Annotated in this window: 24 protein-coding genes and 1 pseudogene; 4 read left to right on the forward strand and 21 right to left on the reverse strand. The window is 68.7% G+C overall.

What is annotated here, in order from left to right:
• Positions 1 to 17 precede the first annotated feature (17 nt).
• The 10 genes from tatC to ACZ68L_RS05360 form a co-directional block, all read right to left on the reverse strand.
• A complete protein-coding gene (gene tatC / locus ACZ68L_RS05315) occupies positions 18 to 968 on the reverse strand; it encodes a twin-arginine translocase subunit TatC (RefSeq protein WP_469574318.1) in 951 nt (316 codons plus the stop codon).
• A 64-nt stretch (positions 969 to 1,032) separates the two neighbouring features.
• Positions 1,033 to 1,323 (reverse strand): Sec-independent protein translocase subunit TatA, encoded by a 291-nt coding sequence (tatA, locus tag ACZ68L_RS05320; RefSeq protein WP_469574319.1) that lies wholly within the window; start codon positions 1,321 to 1,323, stop codon positions 1,033 to 1,035.
• Between the two features lie 262 nt (positions 1,324 to 1,585).
• Positions 1,586 to 1,783, reverse strand: a complete 198-nt coding sequence (locus tag ACZ68L_RS05325; RefSeq protein WP_124718718.1) for a hypothetical protein — start codon at positions 1,781 to 1,783, stop codon at positions 1,586 to 1,588.
• A 62-nt stretch (positions 1,784 to 1,845) separates the two neighbouring features.
• A complete protein-coding gene (locus ACZ68L_RS05330) occupies positions 1,846 to 2,115 on the reverse strand; it encodes a hypothetical protein (RefSeq protein ID WP_361444330.1) in 270 nt (89 codons plus the stop codon).
• A gap of 19 nt (positions 2,116 to 2,134) precedes the next feature.
• Positions 2,135 to 3,091 carry a helix-turn-helix transcriptional regulator gene (locus tag ACZ68L_RS05335; protein WP_351079204.1) on the reverse strand — a complete coding sequence of 319 codons (957 nt, stop codon included), beginning with the start codon at positions 3,089 to 3,091 and terminating at the stop codon, positions 2,135 to 2,137.
• Between the two features lie 12 nt (positions 3,092 to 3,103).
• Positions 3,104 to 4,057, reverse strand: a complete 954-nt coding sequence (locus ACZ68L_RS05340; protein ID WP_469574321.1) for a helix-turn-helix transcriptional regulator — start codon at positions 4,055 to 4,057, stop codon at positions 3,104 to 3,106.
• A gap of 113 nt (positions 4,058 to 4,170) precedes the next feature.
• Positions 4,171 to 4,545, reverse strand: coding sequence for an FKBP-type peptidyl-prolyl cis-trans isomerase (locus ACZ68L_RS05345; RefSeq protein WP_351079199.1), 375 nt, complete (start codon positions 4,543 to 4,545; stop codon positions 4,171 to 4,173).
• A gap of 43 nt (positions 4,546 to 4,588) precedes the next feature.
• Positions 4,589 to 5,542, reverse strand: coding sequence for an FKBP-type peptidyl-prolyl cis-trans isomerase (locus ACZ68L_RS05350; RefSeq protein WP_469574322.1), 954 nt, complete (start codon positions 5,540 to 5,542; stop codon positions 4,589 to 4,591).
• A 127-nt stretch (positions 5,543 to 5,669) separates the two neighbouring features.
• Positions 5,670 to 7,031, reverse strand: coding sequence for a Pup--protein ligase (gene pafA, locus ACZ68L_RS05355; RefSeq protein ID WP_093541264.1), 1,362 nt, complete (start codon positions 7,029 to 7,031; stop codon positions 5,670 to 5,672).
• Positions 7,032 to 7,040: 9 nt separating this feature from the next.
• On the reverse strand, positions 7,041 to 8,300 hold the full coding sequence (locus ACZ68L_RS05360; protein WP_469574323.1) for an MFS transporter: 1,260 nt from the start codon (positions 8,298 to 8,300) through the stop codon (positions 7,041 to 7,043).
• 132 nt (positions 8,301 to 8,432) lie between these two features.
• Here ACZ68L_RS05360 and ACZ68L_RS05365 point away from each other — a divergent pair, with 132 nt between their 5' ends.
• Positions 8,433 to 9,473 carry a LacI family DNA-binding transcriptional regulator gene (locus ACZ68L_RS05365; RefSeq protein WP_469574324.1) on the forward strand — a complete coding sequence of 347 codons (1,041 nt, stop codon included), beginning with the start codon at positions 8,433 to 8,435 and terminating at the stop codon, positions 9,471 to 9,473.
• Positions 9,474 to 9,526: 53 nt separating this feature from the next.
• On the opposite strand, the gene prcA is transcribed toward ACZ68L_RS05365, so the two are convergent.
• The 6 genes and pseudogenes from prcA to arc all read right to left on the reverse strand — a co-directional run bounded on the left by prcA (position 9,527) and on the right by arc (position 15,369).
• Positions 9,527 to 10,369 (reverse strand): proteasome subunit alpha, encoded by an 843-nt coding sequence (gene prcA / locus ACZ68L_RS05370; protein WP_469574325.1) that lies wholly within the window; start codon positions 10,367 to 10,369, stop codon positions 9,527 to 9,529.
• A gap of 58 nt (positions 10,370 to 10,427) precedes the next feature.
• Entirely contained in the window at positions 10,428 to 11,273 is an 846-nt protein-coding gene (prcB, locus tag ACZ68L_RS05375; RefSeq protein WP_469574326.1) for a proteasome subunit beta, read from the reverse strand.
• Positions 11,225 to 11,424: pseudogene (locus ACZ68L_RS05380) on the reverse strand (endonuclease domain-containing protein); the annotation flags it as partial. The pseudogene ACZ68L_RS05380 and the gene prcB, both read right to left, overlap by 49 nt.
• A 91-nt stretch (positions 11,425 to 11,515) precedes the next feature.
• On the reverse strand, positions 11,516 to 11,734 hold the full coding sequence (locus ACZ68L_RS05385) for a ubiquitin-like protein Pup (protein ID WP_108011740.1): 219 nt from the start codon (positions 11,732 to 11,734) through the stop codon (positions 11,516 to 11,518).
• A gap of 120 nt (positions 11,735 to 11,854) precedes the next feature.
• Entirely contained in the window at positions 11,855 to 13,366 is a 1,512-nt protein-coding gene (dop, locus tag ACZ68L_RS05390; protein ID WP_469574328.1) for a depupylase/deamidase Dop, read from the reverse strand.
• Between the two features lie 236 nt (positions 13,367 to 13,602).
• Positions 13,603 to 15,369, reverse strand: coding sequence for a proteasome ATPase (arc, locus tag ACZ68L_RS05395; RefSeq protein ID WP_469574330.1), 1,767 nt, complete (start codon positions 15,367 to 15,369; stop codon positions 13,603 to 13,605).
• A 241-nt stretch (positions 15,370 to 15,610) separates the two neighbouring features.
• Here arc and ACZ68L_RS05400 point away from each other — a divergent pair, with 241 nt between their 5' ends.
• Complete coding sequence (locus ACZ68L_RS05400; protein WP_361444358.1) at positions 15,611 to 15,922, forward strand: ferredoxin; 312 nt, start codon at positions 15,611 to 15,613, stop codon at positions 15,920 to 15,922.
• Positions 15,923 to 15,958: 36 nt separating this feature from the next.
• Here ACZ68L_RS05400 and ACZ68L_RS05405 read toward each other — a convergent pair whose 3' ends face one another.
• The 3 genes from ACZ68L_RS05405 to ACZ68L_RS05415 form a co-directional block, all read right to left on the reverse strand.
• Entirely contained in the window at positions 15,959 to 16,537 is a 579-nt protein-coding gene (locus tag ACZ68L_RS05405) for a hypothetical protein (protein WP_469574331.1), read from the reverse strand.
• 227 nt (positions 16,538 to 16,764) lie between these two features.
• A complete protein-coding gene (locus tag ACZ68L_RS05410; RefSeq protein WP_469574332.1) occupies positions 16,765 to 17,670 on the reverse strand; it encodes a tRNA (adenine-N1)-methyltransferase in 906 nt (301 codons plus the stop codon).
• A gap of 60 nt (positions 17,671 to 17,730) precedes the next feature.
• Positions 17,731 to 18,981 (reverse strand): site-2 protease family protein, encoded by a 1,251-nt coding sequence (locus ACZ68L_RS05415; protein WP_469574572.1) that lies wholly within the window; start codon positions 18,979 to 18,981, stop codon positions 17,731 to 17,733.
• Positions 18,982 to 19,152: 171 nt separating this feature from the next.
• Between ACZ68L_RS05415 and ACZ68L_RS05420 the strand changes: the two genes are divergently transcribed.
• A complete protein-coding gene (locus tag ACZ68L_RS05420) occupies positions 19,153 to 19,998 on the forward strand; it encodes a RecB family exonuclease (protein ID WP_469574573.1) in 846 nt (281 codons plus the stop codon).
• A gap of 10 nt (positions 19,999 to 20,008) precedes the next feature.
• Positions 20,009 to 20,680, forward strand: a complete 672-nt coding sequence (locus tag ACZ68L_RS05425) for a response regulator (RefSeq protein WP_072484397.1) — start codon at positions 20,009 to 20,011, stop codon at positions 20,678 to 20,680.
• Here ACZ68L_RS05425 and ACZ68L_RS05430 read toward each other — a convergent pair.
• Together ACZ68L_RS05430 and ACZ68L_RS05435 are read right to left on the reverse strand one after the other, a co-directional pair.
• Positions 20,574 to 22,319 (reverse strand): ABC transporter substrate-binding protein, encoded by a 1,746-nt coding sequence (locus tag ACZ68L_RS05430; RefSeq protein WP_469574333.1) that lies wholly within the window; start codon positions 22,317 to 22,319, stop codon positions 20,574 to 20,576. The genes ACZ68L_RS05425 and ACZ68L_RS05430 overlap by 107 nt on opposite strands.
• 363 nt (positions 22,320 to 22,682) lie before the next feature.
• The gene (locus ACZ68L_RS05435; protein ID WP_469574335.1) at positions 22,683 to 23,384 is read right to left on the reverse strand and encodes an HAD family hydrolase; all 702 of its coding nucleotides are present in this window, start codon (positions 23,382 to 23,384) and stop codon (positions 22,683 to 22,685) included.
• Positions 23,385 to 23,488: the final 104 nt, after the last annotated feature.

Consider the following 23,488-nt stretch of genomic DNA (forward strand, 5'->3'; position numbering starts at 1 on the left):
CCGGGGACCCTACAAGGTCAGGTGATGTCGTCGTAACCGTTGACCCGGTCGTGGTCCGACTTCGTCTGGGTGGGCAGCGAACGGCCGGACGAGACCGGTTCGATCTCACCGACGTCCTCGGGGGTGAGGTCCAGCTCCGACGCCTCGTCGTCGGCGGGACCCGCCGCCGCGAGCTGTGCCTTGCGTCGGTCGTTGAGCAGCGAGATCGCCGTGGCCACGAAGTAGAGCGCCCAGATCGGTCCGGCGAGCATCAGCATGGTCATCGGGTCGGTGCTGGGGGTGGCCACCGCGGCGAAGACCGTGATGCCCATGATCATGCCCCGCCACCAGCCGAGCATCCGCTTGCCGGTGATGACCCCGCCGAAGTTCAGCATGACGAGCAGCAGGGGCAGCTCGAAGGAGAGCCCGAAGACCACCACCATGCGTGTGATCAGATCGAGCAGCTCGTCCAGCGGCAGCTGGTTGTCGACGCCGCCCGGCGAGAAGTCCAGGAGCACCCGCGCCATCGTGGGCAGGGTCTTGTACGCGAAGAATCCGCCGGCGAGGAAGAGCGGGAAGCCCGCGCCGACGAAGGCGAGCGAATACTTCTTCTCGTGCTTGTGCAGCCCCGGCGCGACGAAGGCCCACAGCTGGTAGAGCCAGATCGGCGAGGCAAAGACGATGCCTGCCATCAGGGAGACCTTGAGTGCGAGGGTGAACGGGGTGAGCAGGCCGTTCAGGACGATACGCGCGCACGTACCGTCCACCTTCTTGGCGAGTTCGGCGAAGCTCGACTCGCAACCGACCGACTTCAGTACCGGGTCGGTGAAGAACTCGATGATCCCCCTGTAGAAGAACGCGGCCACGATGGTGACTACGACGATCCCCAGCAGGCCCTTCGCCAGCCGGTTACGCAGTTCACGCAGGTGCTCCACCAGGGGCATGCGGCCCTCTGGGTCCGTCTCCTGCTTGCGGGCAGACTTGAGCAACCCACGTCCTCATCTCGTGCAGCAGGCCGTCACCGATCAGGAGATGCCTGCGTCGGCCCGTTGGTCAGCGCTTGGTGGAGTCGGTCGGCTCTGCGACCGGACGCGAACTGGTCACGTCACCCGGCGCCGCCTTGATGGTGCGCGGGGCCGCCTGGTCCTGGGCGGTGTCGTTCGCCGGCTCGGCCGGGGTGGCCGACGGGCCGCCCTCGGACTTCATGGCCTTGGCCTCGCTCTTGAGGATGCGGGCCGACTTGCCGAGGGAGCGAGCCATGTCAGGAAGCTTCTTCGCGCCGAACAGCAGAACAACGACGACGAGGATCAGGATGATCTCGGGAGCGCCGAGCCTTCCGAACATATGCGTGTACCTTCTCACCGAGGCAGCAGGGGTGGGGCGGACCAAACGTCGGACGGACGTCCGATCGTCGTACTGTCAGCGATCGTATCCCGCAGGAGTAAACGCAGGGCAATACCCATGCATCCTTGCGATTACGGCCCATGCCTCGCTCTCAGGGCCGCGTTCAGCAGCGTACCCCCCGAACCCGGGAAACTGGAGGCCACGCCCGCTCCGATCCATCGGCCCAGCTCACAGCCTCACACGAAGGTGGGCTCGTTGGGCCCTAGCGCAGCGCTTCACCCGTGGCGGCAAGATCCGTCGCGGCCCGTTCGAGGTCCTCGGCGGCCCGGTTGATGCGCTGGGTGGTCCGGGTCACCTGACGGCCCAGACGCTGGGCCTCGACGAAGACCTTGACGGCCAGCACCCCGAGGACGGCGATCCCGAGGAACCCCAGGGCGATGGCGAGCATGGGCCAGAACATGCGCAGAGCCTCAATGTGTCTAGGTGTCCGAAGTTCCGAGGTCGACCGGCACGCCGGCCGGCCTAAAGGCTGGTGTGGAGACGCAGCGTCCGCACCCCGCCGACAGTGAGGAGCTCGACTATCCGTTCCCCCGCGGGCTTGCGCACGGCCGCGCCGCACGCCGGGCAGGTGAACGAGTAGAACGTCGTCCGGCGGCTGGCGCCCACGGCGAGACGGATGGCACCGGCGGCCAGTTCGAACCGTTCGCGACAGTCCGGGCATGCGGCCTTGAACCGTACGGATTCGGGCACCACCACGGTCGGAACGCCCGACACCACAGGCATGTTGCTCATATCTCCCTCGGGTATCCGCTCAGGCCGGGTCGTCGTAGGCGGCGAGCGCCGCACGGGCCGCTCTCCGCGCGCTCTGTGCCAGTTCGGGCGGAGAGACGATGCGTCCTTCTCCGCCGAGCCGCAGCGCGAGTCTGCGCAGCGAGGCCGGGTCGGGGGTGCGCAGGGTGATCCGCAGCCCGCCGTCTGGCAGTTCCTGGGCGCTGTCGTGCGGATAGTACTCGGCGACCCACCGTCCGCCGGGGCCCACCTCCACCACGACCTCCGGGTCCTCGGCCGCCGGCTGGACGAGCCCCTCGGACAGATCACGCAGTTCGAGCTCGGGTGGTGCGGCCGGCTCGTCCAGCAGCCGGATCTCGGCCACCCGGTCGAGCCGGAACGTACGCCGGTCCTCGGAGGACCTGCACCAGGCCTCCATGTACGTGTGCCCCACGGCGAACAGCCGGATCGGGTCCACCTCGCGCTCGGTGAGTTCGTCGCGCGCGGGCGAGTAGTAGCGCAGCCACAGCCGGCGCCGCTCCGAGATCGCCCGATCGACGTCGGCGAAGACACCGCCCTCGGACTCGAAGGTGACCGAGAGCCGCGAACTCGCCGCCCCCACCTCGCCGGCCGCGGTCTCCAGCTTCGCGGTGGCCCGCAGCAGCGCCTGCCGGTCGCTCTCGCGCAGCCCCGGCAGCGTGGCCACGGCGCGTGCGGCGACCAGGAGCGCCGTCGCCTCGTCGGCGGCGAGCCGCAGCGGCTCCGCGACATCGTCCGGGTTGTGCCACCAGATCCGGTCGCCGTCGGTGTCGATGTCCAGCAGGTCCCCGCCGCGGAAGCTCGTACCGCACATGGGCAGCACGTCGAGGTCCGAGATCAGTTCGTCCTCGCTGATCCCGAAGGCGCGGGCCACGTCCTGGACGTGGGCACCGGGGCGCTCGCGCAGATACGTCACCAGGGAGAGCATCCGGCGGGTCTGGTCGATCGCGTTCGTGGCCATGAATAAGTCCCCTCAGTCCTTGGCCACGGCGCGCAGCCGGTCCACCACATCGGCCCGCAGATCGGCGGGTTCCCGTACGACGACGTCCGGACCGAACTCGACGAGCCAGGCGTCCAGGCCGTGTCCGTACGGAATCTCCAACTCGTCCCACCCGTCTCCGAGTTCCCGGACCGATATGGCGCGCGAGCGCAGCGGGTATCCGGCACCGGTCCGCAGCCTGATCAGCGCGGTCCGGGTCGCCGTCTCCCCCGCCCAGCTCTCCACGGTCTCGCGGACGGTCACGACGTCGGGCACCTCGGCGGTGAAGGTGCCGGCCCGGGAGCGGACCCGGCCGGTGATCCGGGAGAGGCGGAAGACCCGTTCGGCGCCGCGGTCCCGGTCCCAGCCGGCCAGATACCAGTGGCCGCGCCAGCACTCCAGCGTCCACGGCTCGACCTGGCGCTGCTCGGGCCGGGCGGCGTTGGCCTTGCGGTAGTCGAAGGTCACCGGGCGGCGGTCCCGGCAGGCCAGCATCAAAGGCTCGAACGCGGCCTCGTGGACGGGGATACGGGGTTCGAGGGCGCTGTGCACCTCGTAGGCGTCCTCGGCCTCCGGCATGCCCGCGGCCCGCAGCTTCTGCAGCGCACCGCTGGCGGCACCGGCCAGCCGCGCCTGCTGCCAGACCTTGGCGGCCAGCCCCAGCGCGGCGGCCTCCTCCGCGTCCAGCGTGATCGGGGGCAGCCGGTTGCTGTCGCGGCGGGCGAGATAGCCCGTGTCGCCGTCCAGGCTCTCCACGGTCTCGATGACCAGACCGAGCTCGCGCAGATCGTCCTTGTCACGCTCGAACATCCGGTTGAAGGCGTCGTCGGAGCCCGCTTCCAGATAGGCCTCGATGGAGCCGCGCAGCTCGCGCTTGCTCAGCGGGCGCCGGGTCCCCAGCAGACACAGGGCCAGGTTCATCAGCCGCTCGGCCTTGGCAATCGCCATCGACGCCCTTTCTGTTTTGCTCTACGACCGTCGACCGTACCGCTACGCGGTGTCCGGACAAAAGCGAGGGCCCGTGCCTTGCGGCACGGGCCCTGGCGGCGTATGGACGCGGATCAGACGGCGACCAGGTCGCAGACGAAGATCAGCGTCTCGCCGGGGGCGATACGGCCGCCACCGGCGCCGCGGTCGCCGTACGCGAGGTGCGCGGGGATGGTCAGCTGGCGACGGCCGCCGACCTTCATGCCCTGCACGCCCTTGTCCCAGCCGGAGATGACCTGGCCGGCACCGAGCTGGAACTGCAGCGGGGCGCCGCGGTTCCAGGAGGCGTCGAACTCCTCGCCGGTGGAGAAGGCCACGCCCACGTAGTGGACGGAGACGGTGGCGCCCGCCTCGGCCACCGCGCCGTCGCCTTCCCAGATGTCCTTGATCTCCAGGTCGGCCGGCGGCTCGCCACCCGGGAAGTCGATCTCGGGCTTCTCGATGCTCACTGACTTGCTCCTCTTAATGATGAACTGGGCAACCGGGACAGTCTTACATCTTCGCCAGGATGTCCACGGCGAAGACCAGCGTGGACTTCGCCGGAATGGTCTGCTGCGCCTTGTCGCCGAAACCCTGGTCCGGCGGAATGACGAGGAGCACCCGGCTGCCGATCTTCTTGCCGACGAGACCGTTCTTGAGCCCCTTGAGGGTGACCTGGGCGAGCGGGAAGGTCTGTGTCTTGCCGGCGGAGTAGGTGCTGTCGAACGTCTTGCCGTCCTTCCACAGCAGACCCACGTAGTTCACGACGACGCTGTCGGTGTCCTTCACGACGTCGCCCTTGGACTCCAGGATGTACTGGGAGACGAGCTTCGTCGGCGGGGCGGTCTTGGTGGGGATGGTGACCTTCGGGGCCTTGCCGTCCGTGTTGGTGCCGACCTTCGGCAGATCGACATTGTCCTGGGCGACCTCGGTGCCCTTGGCGGACGCCGGGATCTGCGTCGCCTTCAGAACGTCGACGACGAAGACGAGCGTGGCGTTCGGCTTGATGTCGCCCTGGCCCTGCGCCCCGTAACCGAGGTCCGGCGGAATGACCAGCTCTACCCGGCTGCCGACCTTCTGGCCGACGAGGCCCTTGTCCCAGCCCTGGATGACCATGCCGGCGCCGAGGGTCAGATCGAACGGCTGCTTGCGGTCGAAACTGTTGTCGAAGGGCTTGTCGGAGTCCCAGGCCTGCCCGAGGTAGTTGACCTGGATCGCGTCGCCGTTCTTGAGTGTGGCCCCGTCACCCTGGCTGACGACTCTGGTCTTCAGCTCCTTGGGCGGGTTTCCGGTCCCCTTGGACAGCGTGGGCTTCTCGCCGAACTTGGCACCCGCGGTAATGGCGGGGAACCCGTTCTCGGACTCGGCGGAAGCCGAAGCGGAAGCTGAAGCGGAGCCCTTCTCATTCCCACAAGCCGCTGACAGCAGCAACAGGGGGACGACGAGAAGGCCGGCAAGTCGGCGCACTTGTTCCTCAGATCTCAGACGGCACAGTTGGTTGAGTCCCCGACACTCTAGGGCGTACGCAGGGCCCCGTACGAGGAACGTACGGGGCCCGCGTCGCGTCGGAGGCCGAGGTCGTCCTGTCGCCGGCTCACATACCGGCGATCAGCTTCTCCACCCGGTCGTCCACCGAACGGAACGGGTCCTTGCACAACACCGTGCGCTGCGCCTGGTCGTTGAGCTTGAGATGGACCCAGTCGACGGTGAAGTCCCGCCGCTGCTCCTGGGCCCGGCGGATGAAGTCCCCGCGCAGCCGCGCCCTGGTCGTCTGCGGGGGCACGGACTTCCCCTCGAAGATCTTCAGGTCGTTGCAGACACGGGCGGCCTGTCCCTTGCGCTCCAGCAGGTAGTACAGCCCGCGACGGCGGTGGATGTCGTGGTACGCGAGGTCTATCTGGGCGACCCGCGGATGCGACATGGTCATGTTGTGCTTGGCCCGGTACCGCTCGATGAGCTTGTACTTCATGACCCAGTCGATCTCGGTCTCGATCCGGTCGAGGTCCTCGGCCTCGATCGCGTCGAGGGTACGGCCCCACAGCTCCAGGACCTGCGCGACGGTGCCGGTGCGGATGCCGCGCCGGTCGACGAAGTCGACGGCCTTCTCGTAGTACTCGCGCTGCACCTCGATGGCGGACGCCTCACGGCCACTGGCCAGACGCACCTTGCGCTGCCCCGTGGTGTCGTGGCTGACCTCCCGGATCGCCCGGATCGGGTTCTCCAGCGTCAGATCCCGCATGACGGTGCCCGCCTCGATCATCCGGAGCACCAGGTCCGTCGCGCCGACCTTGAGCAGCATGGTCGTCTCGGACATGTTGGAGTCACCGACGATGACATGAAGGCGGCGGTACCGCTCCGCGTCCGCGTGCGGTTCGTCACGTGTGTTGATGATCGGGCGGGAACGCGTCGTGGCGGAGCTGACGCCCTCCCAGATGTGCTCGGCACGCTGGCTGACGCAGTAGACGGCGCCCCGAGGTGTCTGCAGCACCTTGCCCGCGCCGCAGATCAGCTGCCTCGTGACGAGGAAGGGAATGAGAATGTCCGCGAGCCGGGAGAATTCCCCGTGCCGTGCCACGAGATAGTTCTCATGGCAGCCGTAGGAGTTTCCCGCCGAGTCGGTGTTGTTCTTGAAGAGGTAGACGTCGCCCGCGATTCCCTCCTCGTGCAGGCGGCGTTCGGCGTCGACGAGCAGACCTTCGAGAATGCGCTCGCCGGCCTTGTCGTGGGTGACCAGTTCGGTCAGGTTGTCGCATTCGGGGGTTGCATATTCCGGATGCGATCCCACGTCGAGGTAGAGGCGGGCGCCGTTCCGCAGAAAGACGTTGCTGCTGCGGCCCCATGACACAACACGGCGGAAGAGGTAGCGCGCCACTTCATCAGGGGACAGTCGGCGCTGTCCCCTGAACGTGCACGTGACGCCGTACTCGTTCTCCAGCCCGAAAATGCGGCGGTCCATGACTGAACATTACGCCTGATGGCCTGAGCTGAAACCGGGTTCGACAGCACCGTCTCGATCATTTTCCGAACCCTGTGCGGCAACAGCCGTATGTCCGGGAACTGCGAGGACCCTTCCCGTGGCCAGGAGAACCAGCAGTGCCGCCACCCCACCGGCCCCCGCGACGGCGAAACTCCACGTCGTGCCGCCCAGTTCGACGGCCGGGCCCGCCACGGCCGTTCCCGCCGCCGCGCCCACCCCGAACGTCGTCACCAGCCAGGAGAAGGCCTCGGTCACCGTGCCCCGCGGAGCATGCCGGTCGACCACGATGAACGAGCAGGCGATCGCGGGCGCCAGAAAGACTCCGGACACTGCCGCCAAAGCGGTCATGGCGACCACTCCGGGGGTCAGCATCAGCGGCAGATAGCCCAGTGCCAGCAGCGCGACGATGACCCGCAGCCGACGTTCCGGTGCCCCGGCCCACCGGCGCGCCCCGTACACCGCGCCGCCGATCAGCGCACCCAGCCCGAGCGCGGCCATCAGCCAGCCGTACACCGACTCCCGGCCGTGGTCGTCGGCGTACGCCACCCCGGCCACCGTGATCGAACCGAGCGCGAGCCCGACGAAGAAGAACGAGCCGAGCAGCGCCAGCAGCCCCGGTGAACGCAGCGCGCCCAGCCAGTGTGCCTCGCGGGGTGCGGAACGCCAGGCGCGTGAGGGTTCGCAGAGGACGACCGAGAGCGCCCCCAGGACGCCGATCACGTTGATGACGAGCAGCGCGGCGGCGGGAGACCAGTTGGAGACCAGCAGCGTCACCAGCAGCGGGCCCACGGTGAACATGACCTCCTGGGCGACGGCGTCCATCGCGTACGCCCGGTGCACCCGGTCCTCGCCGCCGAGGACGGACGGCCACAGGGCCCGCAGACCGCCCTCCAGTGGCGGGGTGAACACGCCGGCCACCATCACCGCCCCGTAGGCCAGCGGCAGCGATCCCAGGCCCACCAGGGCCAGCAGGGCCATGCCCAGCGCCGACGCCAGGGAGGCCGGGAGCTGGACGCGCGGCTGACCGTACAGGTCCACCGCGCGGCCCAGCAGTGGCTGCCCGACCGCGGTGGCGAGCCCGTACACGGCCGCGAGCGCGCCGGCGAGGGTGTAGGTGCCGCCCTCGGCGCGGGTGAACAGCACGATCGCGACCGGCGCGGTGGCGTTCGGCAGCCGCCCCACCAGGGTCCCCGCCAGCAGCCGGGCGGCATGCCGCGCCCGGAGGATGTCCAGATATCCCGCGGCCATGTCCTGCCCTCTCCTTCGGATGCTCTCCGGCACCCTGGGGTTTTACGTATAACGTCGAGGTCCATACGTACCATGTGCCCAGTCCGCAGGTCCACCGCACGGCGCCTGCCCCCGACCGGCCGGGAGGCCCGAGTGACCAGCGCACCACAGCCCGGCCCGGCCCGGCCCACCAGCCGCGATGTCGCGCGGGCCGCAGGCGTCTCGCAGGCCACCGTCTCCCTCGTGCTCGGCGACAAATGGCGTGGAAGAGTCTCCGAGGCCACCGCCGGACGCGTGCGGGACGCCGCCCGCGGCCTCGGCTACCAGCCCAACCTCGCCGCCCGCAGTCTCCGGCTCGGCCGCACCAGGACCGCGCTGCTGGTCGTCCCCGCGCTCACCAACGAATTCTTCGCGCGCGTCTACACCGGCGCCGCCGCGGTCGCCGCCGAGCACGGCTTCGGGGTCGTCCTCTATCCGTCCCCCGAGGGCACCGGGCCGGCCAGGGACCCCTTCGCCTCGGCGCGTGCCTCCCTCGACGGGGTGATCGCCTCGTCCATGGCCGCGGGCGCGCTCGACGCGTTGCGCGGCGCCGGTCTGCCGCTGGTCATGCTCGACAGCGACCCGGCCGACACCGGGGTCGCGGCCCGGGTCAACCTCGACATCGCCGGCGGTATGCGGCAGATGGCGGACCATCTGCTCGCGCTCGGCCACCGCCGCTTCGTCCACCTCGCGTCGGCGGTCGATTCCTGGACCTTCGCCGTCCGGGGCCGAGCGCTCCACGACAGCCTGGCGGCAGCCCCCGGCGCCTCTGTGCGGACCGTCGCGTCGACACTCGACGTGCACGCGGGCCGGGAGGCGACGGAGCGGGCACTCGCCGCCCCCGGTCCCCGGCCCACGGCCATCGTCTGTGACGACGACATCCTCGCCGCGGGCGCCTGCAAGGCCGCCCGCAGACTCGGACTCCGCGTCCCCGGCGACCTCTCCGTCACCGGCTTCGACGATCTGGCCCTGGCCACGGCCGTCGAACCGGAGCTCACCACCGTGCGGCTGCCCGCCGAGCAGGTCGGCGAACGCGGCATGGCGGCCCTGCTCGCGGTCCTGGACGGCCGCCCCGCCGAGCCCGGCAGCCTGCCGGTGCGCCTGGTGGCCCGCGGCTCCTCCGCGCCCCCGCCGTCGGACGGCCCGCGCTCATGACGGTGCCCCGGCCCGCCGGGAAGGGCGGACCGGGGCACCGGCGCAGTGCTCGACTACTCCTCGGACGACTCCACGTCCCCACCGGAATCGGCGGACTTGGGGACATCCGTCGTGCCCGCAGGAGACTCCGTACCGGAGGAATCGGTCCCCTCGCCGTCCTCGACGTCGGAGGGCGCGTCCGTCGGTGCGGAGCCGCCGTCCGCCTCCAGCAGCCGCGCCAGCTGGCGTCCGACGATCCGCTTGAACTTGCGCTGCTGCGGCCTCGTACGGTCCAGGACCGCGACCTCCAGCCGGTCCGCAGGGATCTCCCGCTCGCTGCCGTTGGGATCGCGGGACAGGGCCTGCACCGCCAGCTTGAGCGCCTCGGCGAGCGTCATCCCGTCCCGGTGCCGCTGGTCGAGGAAGGTGCTGATCTGCTCGGCGTTCCCACCGACCGCGACCGAGCCGTGCTCGTCGACGATGGAGCCGTCGTGCGGCAGCCGGTAGATCTGGTCGCCCTCGGGTTCGACCCCCACCTCGGCGACCACCAGCTCCACCTCGTACGGCTTCTCGGCCGCACTGGAGAAGATGGTGCCCAGCGTCTGCGCGTAGACGTTGGCCAGCCCACGGGCCGTCACATCGTCACGGTCGTAGGTGTATCCACGCAGATCGGCGTAGCGCACACCGCCGATGCGGAGATTCTCGTACTCGTTGTACTTGCCGGCGGCGGCGAAACCGATCCGGTCATAGATCTCGCTGAACTTGTGCAGCGCGCGGGACGGGTTCTCGCCGACGAACACAATGCCGTCGGCGTACTGCAGCACAACCAGGCTGCGACCACGGGCGATGCCCTTCCGGGCGTATTCCGCCCGGTCGGCCATGGCCTGCTGGGGTGAGACATAGAACGGCGTCGACACCGGTTATCCGTCCCTTTCTGTCAGTGACTGGAGCATCCAAGAAGCAGCGGAACGGCGGTCAGAGCAGCGCGGCGCGCGGGCCGTCGGGCTGTTCCATCCGGTGTTCCAGGATCGAGCGGGCGATCTGGGAGGATTCCGCCTCCTCCAGCTTCCGGAAGCCTTCGTCGGTGATGACGGTGACGATCGGGTAGATCCGCCGGGCCACATCGGGGCCGCCGGTCGCCGAGTCGTCGTCCGCGGCGTCGTACAGCGCCTGCACGACCAGGGTGAGCGCCTGCTGCTCCGTCAGGTCCTCGCGGTAGAGCTTCTTCATCGATCCGCGGGCGAAGACCGACCCGGAGCCGGTGGCCGCGTACCCGAGCTCCTCGGAACGGCCGCCGGTGACGTCGTACGAGAAGATCCGGCCCTTCTCGCGGTCGACGTCGAAACCTGCGAAGAGCGGCACGACGGCGAGGCCCTGCATGGCCATCGCCAGATTGCTGCGGATCATCGTGGAGAGCCGGTTCGCCTTGCCCTCCAGGGAGAGCTGGGCACCCTCGACCTTCTCGAAGTGCTCCAGCTCCAGCTGGAAGAGCTTGACCATCTCCACGGCCAGCCCGGCCGTGCCGGCGATGCCCACCGCCGAATACTCGTCGGCCGGGAAGACCTTCTCGATGGCACGCTGCGCGATCACATTGCCCATGGTCGCTCGCCGGTCACCGGCGAGGACCACTCCGCCGGGGAACGTCACCGCGACGATGGTCGTCCCGTGCGGCGCCTCGATGGTCCCCTGCAGGGGCGGCAGGGTGCGGTTGCCCGGGAGCATCTCGGGAGAATGGCCGGACAGGAAATCCATGAACGAAGAGGATCCCGGCGTCAGGAAGGCAGCTGGTAGACGCCCGGTGCTACGAGTGTTGGCTTCCACGCGTTTCCCTCCAGGTAAGCGACGGCCCTGAGCAAGGTGTCAGGAGCCTCTCCCAACGTGCCGATGGCCGAATTGCAGTCGATGCGGTTACGCCACGGACCCTACCCGTCCCGTGGCGGCGATCCACATGAACGGCGGGGGCGGCTCCGCACGGCCTGCGGCCCCGCTTGTGCCCGCGCGGTACGGGCCGACCTCGCCCGTACCGCGCGCACGTTCCACTCCCCCGTGTTCACATTCGTGAACTACTGTCCACCCTTTTGAACGAAGGAACGCACGAAGTCCTCCGCGTTCTCTTCGAGTACGTCGTCGATCTCGTCCAGAACCGAGTCGACATCGTCGCTCAGCTTCTCCTGGCGCTCCTTGAGGTCGTCGGACGCCTGCGCGTCCTGCGCCTGCTCCTCGACCTCCTCGGTGGAGCGCGTCGCCTTCTGCTGTCCGCCGCCGGTGTCCTTGGTCGCCATCTAGCTCACCCCGCTCGGTTCGAAGCACTTGATCAGACCCTACCCACGGGGTCCGACATTGGCCCGGTACTTGTCCAGACGTCCGGGGGTCATCCCGATGATTCCCCGATCGCGGCCGTTTCAGCCGCCCGACAGCACCTGGACCAGCTCTTCCGCCGTGCGGCAGCGGTCCAGGAGCTCCTTGACGTGATCGCGGGTGCCCCGGAGCGGTTCCAGGGTGGGCACCCGTTGCAGCGAGTCATGGCCCGGCAGATCGAAGATGACCGAGTCCCAGGAGGCCGCGGCCACGTCGTCGGCGTACTGCTCCAGGCAGCGGCCACGGAAATAGGCCCTGGTGTCCTCCGGAGGGGCCGTACGGGCCTTCTCGACGTCACCCGCGTCCAGCAGGCGCTTCATCTTCCCGCGGGCCGCCAGACGGTTGTACAGGCCCTTCTCGGCCCTCACGTCGGCGTACTGGAGGTCCACCAGGTGCAGACGGGCGGCGTCCCAGTCCAGGCTGTCCCGGCGGCGGTAGCCCTCCATGAGTTCCCGCTTGGCGATCCAGTCGAGCTCGCCGGACAGGCTCATCGGATCGTTCTCCAGCCGGTTGAGGGTGTCCTCCCAGCGGATCAGGACGTCCTTGGTCTGCTCGTCGGCGTCCGCCCCGTACCGTTCCTCGACGTATTTGCGGCCCAGCTCGAAGTACTCCATCTGGAGCTGCACCGCGGTGAGGGTACGGCCGCTGCGCAGCGTGATCAGGTGCTTCAGCGTCGGGTCGTGGGAGACGTGGTGCAGGGTGCGCACCGGCTGGTCGACCGCGAGATCGACGTTGATGAAACCGTCCTCGATCATGGACAGGACCAGGGCCGTGGTGCCGAGCTTGAGATAGGTGGAGATCTCCGAGAGATTCGCGTCGCCGATGATCACATGGAGCCGGCGGTACTTCTCGGCGTCGGAGTGCGGTTCGTCACGGGTGTTGATGATGGGGCGCTTGAGGGTGGTCTCCAGGCCCACCTCGACCTCGAAGTAGTCGGCGCGCTGACTGATCTGAAAGCCGTGCTCATGGCCGTCCTGTCCGATTCCCACGCGTCCGGCTCCGGTGACCACCTGGCGGGAGACGAAGAACGGGGTCAGATGGCGCACGATGTCGGAGAAGGGGGTTTCCCGCTTCATCAGGTAGTTCTCGTGCGTGCCGTACGAGGCGCCCTTGTTGTCGGTGTTGTTCTTGTAGAGGTGGATCGGCTGGGCGCCGGGAAGCTGGGCGGCGCGGTCGGCCGCTTCGGCCATGATCCGCTCTCCGGCCTTGTCCCAGAGGACCGCGTCCAACGGATTGGTGACTTCCGGGGAGCTGTACTCGGGATGCGCGTGGTCGACGTAGAGACGGGCCCCGTTGGTGAGGATGACATTGGCGAGGCCGATGTCCTCGTCGGTGAGCTGGCTGGAGTCCGCGGTCTCGCGGGCGAGGTCGAAACCTCGCGCGTCCCGCAGCGGGTTCTCCTCCTCGAAGTCCCAGCGGGCGCGGCGCGCCCGGTGCATCGCCGCTGCGTAGGCGTTGACGATCTGGGACGAGGTGAGCATGGCATTGGCGTTGGGGTGGCCGGGGACGGAGATCCCGTACTCCGTCTCGATGCCCATTACTCGCCGTACGGTCATGCGGCCCTCCTTGCCCGGCGGCGCTCCCTTGAGGGAACGGCGCTCAAGTACCGCTGCTTGTCCGGTGCGTGTGCGGTGCCCGTCCCCGCACTGCGCGACCGGGCGGTACGCAAGAGCCTAGAGCGACTCTGCGGTGGTGGGGAGATCAATTACGTCATTGCTGCGGTGTCGCGTGAGCTGTCCGGAAAGCGACCGGCTGCGGATGCCCGGCCGGGCATCCGCAGCCGGTCGGCGTGCTACAGGTACTGCCCGGTATTCGCCACCGTGTCGATGGAGCGACCGGTGTCCGCGCCCTGCTTTCCGGTGACGAGCGTACGGATGAAGACGATCCGCTCGCCCTTCTTGCCGGAGATCCGGGCCCAGTCGTCCGGGTTCGTGGTGTTCGGCAGGTCCTCGTTCTCCTTGAACTCGTCCACGCACGCCTGGAGGAGATGGGAGACGCGAAGGCCCTTCTGGCCCTGGTCGAGGAAGGCCTTGATGGCCATCTTCTTGGCCCGGTCGACGATGTTCTGGATCATCGCGCCGGAGTTGAAGTCCTTGAAGTAGAGGACTTCCTTGTCACCGTTGGCGTACGTGACCTCGAGGAAGCGGTTCTCCTCGGACTCGGTGTACATCCGCTCGACGACGGACTGGATCATGGCGTGCGCGGCGGCTTCCTTGGAGCCGGTGTGCTCCGCGAGGTCGTCGGCGTGCAGGGGCAGCGAAGGCGTGAGGTACTTCCCGAAGATGTCCTTCGCGGCCTCCGCGTCGGGACGCTCGATCTTGATCTTCACATCGAGGCGGCCGGGCCGCAGGATCGCGGGGTCGATCATGTCCTCGCGGTTGGAGGCGCCGATGACGATCACATTCTCCAGGCCCTCGACACCGTCGATCTCGGCGAGCAGCTGGGGGACGATGGTGTTCTCCACGTCCGAGCTGACGCCGGATCCGCGGGTGCGGAAGAGGGACTCCATCTCGTCGAAGAAGACGATGACGGGGGTGCCCTCGCTCGCCTTCTCACGCGCACGCTGGAAGACCAGGCGGATGTGCCGCTCGGTCTCGCCGACGTACTTGTTGAGGAGCTCCGGGCCCTTGATGTTGAGGAAGTAGCTCTTGCCCGTCGGCTGGCCGGTGACCTCGGCGACCTTCTTGGCAAGGGAGTTGGCCACCGCCTTGGCGATGAGCGTCTTGCCGCAGCCGGGCGGGCCGTAGAGCAGGATGCCCTTCGGCGGCCGCAGTTCGTGTTCCTTGAAGAGGTCGGGGTGGAGGTAGGGGAGCTCGACCGCGTCCCGGATCAGCTCGATCTGGTCGCCCAGACCACCGATCTTGTCGTAGTCGATGTCCGGTACCTCTTCGAGGACGAGCTCTTCGACCTCGCTCTTGGGGACCACTTCGTAGACGTAGCCGGACCTGGGTTCGAGCAGCAGGGCGTCGCCGGGGCGGATGGTGATGTCCAGCAGCGGCTCGGCGAGCCGCACCACCCGTTCCTCGTCGGTGTGCCCGATGACCAGGGCCCGCTCGCCGTCCTCGAGGATTTCCTTGAGGGTGACGATGTCCCCGGCCCGCTCGAATTCCATGGCGTCGACCACATTGAGCGCTTCATTGAGCATGACTTCCTGGCCGCGCCGGAGGTCGTCGAGCTCGACACTGGGGCTGACATTCACCCGGAGCTTGCGGCCCCCGGTGAAGATGTCGCAGGTGCCGTCCTCATTGCCCTGCAAGAACACACCGAATCCGGCGGGTGGCTGTGCGAGCCGGTCGACTTCTTCCTTGAGGGCCACGATCTGGTCGCGGGCCTCGCGGAGTGTGTTGGCGAGCCGCTCATTCTGCGCGGACACGCCCGCCAGGTTGGTCTGCAACTCGACGATCCGCTCTTCGAGAATCCTCGTATGGCGCGGAGAGTCGGCGAGCTTACGTCGCAGGACGGCGATTTCCTGCTCAAGATAGGCGACCTGGCCGGCTGGGTCTTCGGACCCCCGCCCGGGCCGGATGCCGCGGTTGATGTCGTCGTCGTGGGCTGCCACGGTCCTCACCTCCTCCAAGGGGAGCTGGACGCTTCCTGACCCTACCTGGGTGGGTGATGATTGAAACCCCTAGATCACAAAGACTGCGGGGCGTGTCCGATCTTCACCCTTGCGTTCCCCCTCGTGTCAGGGGAATACCCACCCTTCAACATCGGAAAGCGGCCGGTTGTATCGTCGAACCGGTCAACACCCGTCAGGGCTGGCTTCTTTTGGTTCGGATACGCAGGGAACGGCAGGACAAATGACCGTGCAGCAGGACGCTCCCACCGGCAGCGACACGCAGGACCTGGAGGTCTGGATCGATCAGGACCTCTGTACGGGAGACGGTATCTGCGTGCAGTACGCGCCCGAGGTGTTCGAGCTGGACATCGACGGTCTGGCGTATGTGAAGAGCGCTGACGACGAGCTGTTGCAGGACAAGGGCGCGACGACACCGGTGCCGCTGCCGCTCCTCCAGGATGTGGTCGACTCGGCCAAGGAGTGCCCGGGCGACTGCATCCATGTACGTCGCGTTTCGGACAGGGTCGAGGTGTACGGTCCCGAGGCCGCGTGATCCGGCTCCGGGCGGCGGAGCACGCCCTGTGGCCGCTCAGGCACTGCTCGCGGCGGGCCGGGTGGCGCGGACGAAGGCGCCGCCCCGCCACTGCCAGGTGACCTTCTCCTCCTGGTCGGGACAGCACCGCGGCACATCGGCCGAGGAGTAGCCGAGCAGGGTGGCGGAGATGATCCCGTCACGCACCGCGAAGTCGCCGACGCTCAGCTCCTCGGCGGGGTCCACCAGGGTCGCCACGACCCGGGGTGTGGCCCCACTTCCCCGTGTGAGGACGTAGACGCCGCTGGGCGGGGTGCCGGATCCGGCCGCGCAGCGGACCACGGCGACCGTCTCGGGCCGGCCGTCGCCGTCCAGGTCGCCGGGCTGCTGTTTGGCCACGGTGTTCCCCAGGCCCCCGCACTCCAGGGGGTAGGTCGCCCGCTCCGGATCGGGCGCGGCGACGGGCGCGGTGCCGTGCTGCGCGGTGGTGCGACGCGGGGTCGAGGCGGAGGCTGCGGGATCCGGCTGGAGCAGGCCGGCGGCTGCGACGACGGCGGCCATGGCGGTCGCGGTGGCGAGCCAGTGCAGCGGCTTGGTGTCGGTGTGCGCGAGGTCCGGGAGCTCGGAGGTCTGCACGCGGGATGTCTCCTGTGGTTCCTGTGGTTCGACGATCTGGCTGGGCGATGCCGCCGGTGGGACGTCCGCGGTGGCGCGGGGTGGCCAGCATCGTGCCACACCGCGTGGAACAGGGGAACGGTGGGGTCGGCCCGGACATGCGTCCCGTACGGGCAACGGAAGGGCGCCGCCGCCGAGTTCCCGGGTCGGTCCGGGAACTCGGCGGCGGCGCCGGTACGTTGTGCGGCTCAGCCGCGGGAGGAGCCGCTCTGGCTGCCGGGACCGTCGTAGTCCTCGCCGTAGGCACCCTTGGCGGGACGGCGCCGGCGCAGCGGGGGCTCGACCCCGTCGGCCAGGCGGCGGGCGGTGACGAGGAAGCCGGTGTGCCCGATCATGCGGTGGTCCGGGCGGACGGCCAGGCCCTCGACGTGCCAGTTGCGGATCATCGATTCCCAGGGCTGCGGTTCGGCGAAGCAGCCGATCTCGCGGAGGGACTCGACGGTCCGCGCGAGCTGGGTGGTGGTCGCGACGTACGCGCACAGGATGCCACCGGGCACGAGCGCCTTGGAGACGGCCTCCAGACACTCCCAGGGGGCGAGCATGTCGAGGATGACCCGGTCGACGTCGGTGTCGGAGAGGTTGTCCTGGAGGTCGCCGACGGTGAGCTGCCAGGCGGGGTGGGGTTCGCCGAAGTAGCGTTCCACGTTCTGCTGGGCGATCTCGGCGAAGTCCTCGCGGCGCTCGTAGGAGTGCAGCATGCCCTGGTCGCCGATGGCGCGCAGCAGGAAGGTGGAGAGCGAGCCGGAACCGACGCCGGCCTCCACGACGCGGGCGCCGGGGAAGATGTCGGCGAAGGCCAGGATCTGCCCCGCGTCCTTGGGGTAGACCACGGCGGCGCCGCGGGGCATGGACAGGACGTAGTCGGGGAGCAGGGGGCGCAGCGCGAGGTAGGCGACGTTTCCCGTGGTTCGGACAACACTGCCCTCGGGGGCACCGATCAGCTCGTCGTGCGGGAAGGAACCCTTGTGGGTGTGGAAGTTCTTCCCGGCTTCGAGCGTGAAGGTGGAGTGGCGTCCCTTGGGATCGGTGAGCTGGACCTGGTCCCCGACCTTGAAGGGCCCGCGTCGGCGGGCGGCACCGGTCGGTTCAGACATGTGACCAGCCTACCGGTGATTCCGCGCGCTCCGACCGCGAGCCCGGACGATGCCGGGCGGTCAGGCGGCGGGCCTGGCCAGGGCCGCGACGAACGCCCGCTCGACGTCGGCGGTGGACAGCACGCCGTAGATCTCGCCGGTCTCCTCAAGGACGAGGTATTCGGTGGCGGGGCTGGCCTTGAGCCGGTCCAGCAGAGCTTCGCCGGCCAGCTCCGCGGAGATCTTCATGCCCTCGGTGAGGTCCTGGGCGAGGCCGCTGACGGCGACCCAGGGGCGGCGGTGTTCGGGGATGGAGACGATGGCCGTTTCCCGGACGACGCCCTTGGGTTCGCCGTGCCCGTCGACGACGACGAGGGCGCGGGCGCCCGCTTCGTTGGCGCGGCGCAGGGCCTCGGAGAGCGGGGTGTCGGCCTCCACCGGAACGGCGCGCCGGGTGAGAGTGCGGGCGCGCAGCTCGGGAAGGTGCTCGCGCAGGCGTGCCATGCGCAGGCTGTTGCCCGCTCCGGTCCAGATGATGGCGGCGAGGATGGCGGCGAGCAGCGCGTCGGTGACGGTGTCCATGCCGCTGAGGTCGCGGGGGTTGTTCCCGAAGGAACCGGTGCGGGTGAGCAGCGGGAGGCCGATGAGGGTGACGACGGCGAGGGCGCGGCCGACCCACGCGGCCGCGACGGTGCCGCTCATCGGGCGGCCGGTGATCTTCCAGACGACGGCGCGGAGCATGCGTCCGCCGTCCAGGGGCAGGCCGGGGAGGAGGTTGAACGCGGCCACCAGGAGGTTGGAGATCATCAGTCCGGCGAGAAGGACGCCGGGCACGGTGCCGGGTTCGACGAACGTCATCCCGACGTAGAAGAGGCCGGCGAGCACCAGGGAGAGCAGGGGGCCGACGAAGGCGAGCAGGAATTCGCGGCCGGGGGTCTCGGACTCCTTCTCGATCTCGGAGACGCCGCCGAAGAACTGGAGCTGGATGCGGCGCACCGGCAGCTTGTAGTGCAGGGCGACAACCGTGTGGGCGAGTTCGTGGACGAGTACGGAGGCGTAGAAGGCGATCGCGAAGAAGAGGGAGACCAGGTAGCGCGCCGCGCCGAGCTCGGGCAGCACCCGTTCGAGCTGGCCGCCGAAGACCCAGGTGATCAGTGCGGCGACGATGAACCAGCTGGGCGCGACGTACACGGGCACACCGAAGGGACGGCCCATGAGGAGGCCGCCACCGGGCTCTTCGGGGCGCCGCGGTTCGTCCTTGTCCGGGCCGGCGCCGGGGGCCGTTCCCCCTGCGCCGGGCTGCGGCCGCCCGCTGTCGCCGCTCTCGTCCACGAGGTCCCTTCGGTCGGTGCCCTGCGGCACGGTCGTTCAGTGTTCAGGGGTGTGTGGTCGATGGTATGCCGCCAAGTGTCAGTGACGGGCCGTAGGGTCTTCGACATGACCTCCCTGCCGCGGCCCGCTCAGCCGCCCACGTCCCTGTCGCCGTCGCGGGCCAGTGATTTCATGCAGTGTCCTTTGCTGTACCGCTTCCGGGTCATCGACAAACTGCGCGAGAAGCCCAGCGAAGCGGCTACCCGGGGCACGCTGGTGCATGCGGTGCTGGAGCGGCTCTTCGACAATCCGGCGGTGGAACGCACGACCGGCCGGGCGACGGCGCTGATCCCCGCCCAGTGGGACCGGCTGCTGGAGTCGAAGCCGGAGCTGTCCGAGCTGTTCTCGGAGGATGCCGGGGGCGAGCGTCTTGCGCGCTGGCTCTCGGAGGCGGAGAGCCTGGTGGAGCGGTGGTTCTCGCTGGAGGACCCGACGCGGCTGGAGCCCGCCGAGCGCGAGCTGTTCGTCGAGACAGAGCTGGAGTCGGGGCTGCGGCTGCGCGGGGTGATCGACCGGATCGATGTGGCGCCCACGGGCGAGGTCCGGATCGTCGACTACAAGACGGGGAAGGCACCGCGCCCGGAGTACGCGGAGGGCGCGCTCTTCCAGATGAAGTTCTACGCCCTGGTGATCTGGCGGCTGAAGGGCGTGGTGCCGCGCCGTCTCCAGCTCGTCTATCTCGGCAGCGGCGACATCCTGACGTACGACCCGGTCGTGGCGGACCTGGAGCGGGTGGAGCGGAAGCTGCTGGCGCTCTGGGACGCGATCCGGCTGGCGACCGAGACGGGTGAGTGGCGGCCCCGGCCGACGAAGCTCTGCGGCTGGTGCGACCACCAGGCGGTCTGTCCCGAATTCGGCGGTACTCCCCCGGTCTATCCGTTGTCGGTACGCCCGGCGGAGTCGGAGCAGGACGTGCAGGGCAGAATGGATCCGGTCCGCGCTGAGGCCGGCCGGCCTGTGGCCCCCGAAGGACCTTGAAGGAGACCTTGTGGCTATCCGCGTCCTACTGGTCGATGACCAACCACTGCTGCGCACCGGCTTCCGGATGATCCTGGAGGCGGAAGGTGATCTCGCGGTGGTGGGCGAGGCCGGTGACGGTCTCCAGGCTCTCGACCAGGTGCGGGCGCTGCAGCCCGATGTGGTGCTGATGGACATCCGCATGCCGCGGATGGACGGCGTCGAGGCGACGCGTCAGATCACCGGTCCCGGCCGGGACGGTCCGGCGAAGGTCCTGGTGCTGACCACGTTCGATCTCGACGAGTACGTGGTGGAGGCGCTGCGCGCGGGCGCCAGCGGCTTCCTGTTGAAGGACGCTCCCGCCAATGAGCTGGTGCAGGCGATCCGTGTGGTCGCGGCGGGTGAGGCGATGCTGGCGCCGAGCATCACCCGCAGACTGCTCGACAAGTACGCGGACCATCTGCCGTCCGGCGAGGAGTCGGTGCCCGACACCCTGCACACGCTGACGGACCGTGAGGTCGAGGTGCTGAAGCTGGTGGCGCGCGGCCTGTCGAACGCGGAGATCGCCGCGGATCTGTTCGTCAGTGAGACGACGGTCAAGACGCATGTCGGCCATGTGCTGACCAAGCTCGGTCTGCGCGACCGGGTGCAGGCGGCGGTGTACGCCTACGAGAGCGGCCTGGTGCGCCCCGGCGCCCAGTGAGCGGCCCCGAGCTGCGGCCCCGGAAGTGATCCGGGGTACGGACGGTGCCGTCGCCCAGCTCCCAGAGCTGGAGATCGGCGGAGGAGTTGACCGCCCATTCGACACCGGTGAGGCCTTCGCGGGACGCGACGTACTGCTTGCCCTGCCAGATCGGCAGTACGGGGACGTCGTCGGCGACGATGTCCTGGAGCCGCTCGAAGGTCTTGGTCGAGGCGCTGCGGTCGGTCTCGCGGCGGGACTGCGGAATGAGCGTCTTCTGGGCCGACGCCGACCGGTAGGGCGAGTTGAGGAAGTTGTTCTTGTCGAGGAACGGCGCCATGTAGTTGTCGGGGTCCGGGAAGTCGGGGAACCAGCCCATGCCGTACACGGCGTAGTCGCCGCGCACCTGCGCGGGGCGGTACTTCGCCCAGGCGGTGCCCTGGACGGTGACGTCGAACAGGCCGGTGTCGTCGAACTGCTTCTTCAGGGTTTCGAACTCGGCGGCGGTGCCCGCGCCGGCACGGTCGGTCGGGTAGTGGAGGGTGAGCTTCACGGGGACGTCGATGCCCGCGGCGTTCAGGATCGCCGCAGCCTTCGTGGTGCTGGGTTCGCTGTACTTGTTGTAGAACGAGTTGGCGTGCGCGGTGATGCCGGACGGGATCAGCGAGTACAGCGGCTCGGCCGTGGTGCCGTACACCTTGCTCGCGATCTCACCGCGGTCGACGACCTGGGCCATGGCCTGGCGGACGGCCTTGTTCTTCACGGCCGGGTCGTTGGTGTTGAAGCCCAGGAAATGGATGGCGAAACCGGGCATCTCCGTGAGCTTGATGCCGTCCCTGGGCTTTTCGAGCATCTGCTGGGACTGCTCCGGCGACATGGTGCGGGTCATCATGTCGATCTTCTTGTCGTCAAGAGCCTTGCCCATGGCCGTCGAGTCGGGGAAGACGTCCAGCTCGACCTTCTCGTTCCGCACCTTCAGATCCCCCTTGTAGTGGGGGTTCCTGGTGAAGAGGATCTTGACGACCTGGTTGTGCTCGATTTCCGGCTTCATGGTGTACGGACCGGATCCGTCCACCTGGAATCCGGTGCGCGCGGACTTCGCCGCGTACTTGCCCCGCGGCACGATCCCGGCGACCGGGGTGGCGAGCTTGTACGGGAACGTCGCGTCCGGAGTGCGGAGATGGAAGATGACCTCGCGCTCGCCCCGCGTCTCGACCGTGTCGATGTTGGCGAGCAGGGCGACGGGCCCGTTTGCCGCGTTGATACGGATGACGCGGTCGATGGAGTACTTCACGTCATCGGCGGTGACGGCCCTGCCGTCGGCGAACCTCAGTCCGCTGCGCAGTTTGCAGCGGTAGCTCTCGTTCTGCGTGTCCGTGAAGGTGCAGCTCTCCGCCGCCTCGGGAACCGGCTCGCCGCCACCGCGCGGCACATGCGTCAGGGTCTGCACGGTCTGCCGGAGCACATTCCACACCCCCGCTTCGTAGCCGATGGCGGGGTCGAGCGGCGCGGGGCTGTCCTTGGAGGCGACGAACTGGTCCGTGGTGCCGACAACGATGGCGGCCCTGCCATCGCCCCCGTCGCCCGACGCGCCACAGGCGGCGAGTACGGGCGCGAGCAGGCCGACGACGGCCGGCAGCACCAGAGTCTTGCGGTTCATCTTGGACGCTCTCCCTCATCCCGGCATTGAGACAGCGACATTAGTGGGCGCCGTCGGCAATGCCGGACGGAGATGTCCGGATGTGTAATCGGACGGTGATGAGAAATAGCGGCGAGCCGTTTTCCTCCGCCGGGACCGTTTCGCACAGGTCCCCATCAATCGGGACACTTCGACACCACGAAACGGACACCCGGGTGGATCTTGAAAAGCTCTCGGATGCGATTCGGGTGACAAAGCTCACGCTCGAATCTCTTTTTCGCCCTTGCCCTGCGTCCGGCCTACGCACTGACGTACGACAGAAAGCGCACCATTCGACGCCGAGAGCTTTTCGGTTCATTCACAGAAACACTCTCGGTGCGCAGGTCACTGCATTCCCGTGACCAGGCCCCGGAGAAATGCGAGATCGACTTCTTCCAACGACCGTACGATGACCCGGCCGGTCGCGGGGGCGATCGGCGCGACGGACGGGACGGCGACCACCCGGCAGCCCGCGGCCTCCGCGGCCGCGACGCCGGTGGCCGTGTCCTCGATGACCGCGCAGCGCTCGGGTTCCGCCCCGAAGCCGGACGCGGCGGTGAGATAGGGCTCCGGGTGCGGCTTGGTACGGGAGACCTCGTCGCCCGCGACGGTGAGCGAGAAGTGGTGGTGGCCCACCGAGTCCAGCACGCGGTCGATGATCCGCCGGTGCGAGGCGGAGACCAGCGCGGTGGGGATCTCGTGTCTGGCCAGTTCGGCCAGCAGTCGCGCCGCGCCGGGCATCAGCGGCACACCGCGGCCGATACGCTCCTCGAAGCGGTCGTTGAGCAGCACGGTGAGTTCGGCGAGGGTGATGTCCGCTCCGGTGACGTCCATGAGGTAGCCGGCACTGCGGGTCATCGGCCCGCCGACCACCACATCCCGCCAGGCATCGTCGAGCTGGTGCCCGAGTTCGGCGAAGACCTCCACCTCGGCGTCCCACCAGAAGCCCTCGGTATCGACGAGGGTGCCGTCCATGTCGAGCAGGACGGCCTGCAGCGCGGCGCCTTCGGCCGTGCGGGTCATGGATGCGGGAACCGTGCTGGTCATCCGGCACACCTTCCGTAAGGGACGAGAAGGCCGGCCGTCTTTTCCCGTGGGAAGGACGACCGGCCTGCACTGGACCGACAAGTGTACGACTTGGCATGCCACCA

The sequence above is a fragment of the Streptomyces sp. NPDC104309 genome (genome assembly GCF_055584025.1).

Coding starts and splice junctions, on each gene's coding strand:
- ACZ68L_RS05330 (WP_361444330.1), bottom strand. CDS start 2,115: ATGAGCAACATGCCTGTGGTGTCGGGCGTTCCGACCGTGGTGGTGCCC.
- ACZ68L_RS05410 (WP_469574332.1), bottom strand. CDS start 17,670: ATGTCTGAACCGACCGGTGCCGCCCGCCGACGCGGGCCCTTCAAGGTC.
- dop (WP_469574328.1), bottom strand. CDS start 13,366: ATGACCGTACGGCGAGTAATGGGCATCGAGACGGAGTACGGGATCTCC.
- ACZ68L_RS05335 (WP_351079204.1), bottom strand. CDS start 3,091: ATGGCCACGAACGCGATCGACCAGACCCGCCGGATGCTCTCCCTGGTG.
- ACZ68L_RS05400 (WP_361444358.1), top strand. CDS start 15,611: ATGACCGTGCAGCAGGACGCTCCCACCGGCAGCGACACGCAGGACCTG.
- ACZ68L_RS05430 (WP_469574333.1), bottom strand. CDS start 22,319: ATGAACCGCAAGACTCTGGTGCTGCCGGCCGTCGTCGGCCTGCTCGCG.
- ACZ68L_RS05435 (WP_469574335.1), bottom strand. CDS start 23,384: ATGACCAGCACGGTTCCCGCATCCATGACCCGCACGGCCGAAGGCGCC.
- ACZ68L_RS05385 (WP_108011740.1), bottom strand. CDS start 11,734: ATGGCGACCAAGGACACCGGCGGCGGACAGCAGAAGGCGACGCGCTCC.
- ACZ68L_RS05420 (WP_469574573.1), top strand. CDS start 19,153: ATGCAGTGTCCTTTGCTGTACCGCTTCCGGGTCATCGACAAACTGCGC.
- ACZ68L_RS05325 (WP_124718718.1), bottom strand. CDS start 1,783: ATGTTCTGGCCCATGCTCGCCATCGCCCTGGGGTTCCTCGGGATCGCC.
- tatA (WP_469574319.1), bottom strand. CDS start 1,323: ATGTTCGGAAGGCTCGGCGCTCCCGAGATCATCCTGATCCTCGTCGTC.
- pafA (WP_093541264.1), bottom strand. CDS start 7,031: ATGGACCGCCGCATTTTCGGGCTGGAGAACGAGTACGGCGTCACGTGC.
- ACZ68L_RS05360 (WP_469574323.1), bottom strand. CDS start 8,300: ATGGCCGCGGGATATCTGGACATCCTCCGGGCGCGGCATGCCGCCCGG.
- ACZ68L_RS05340 (WP_469574321.1), bottom strand. CDS start 4,057: ATGGCGATTGCCAAGGCCGAGCGGCTGATGAACCTGGCCCTGTGTCTG.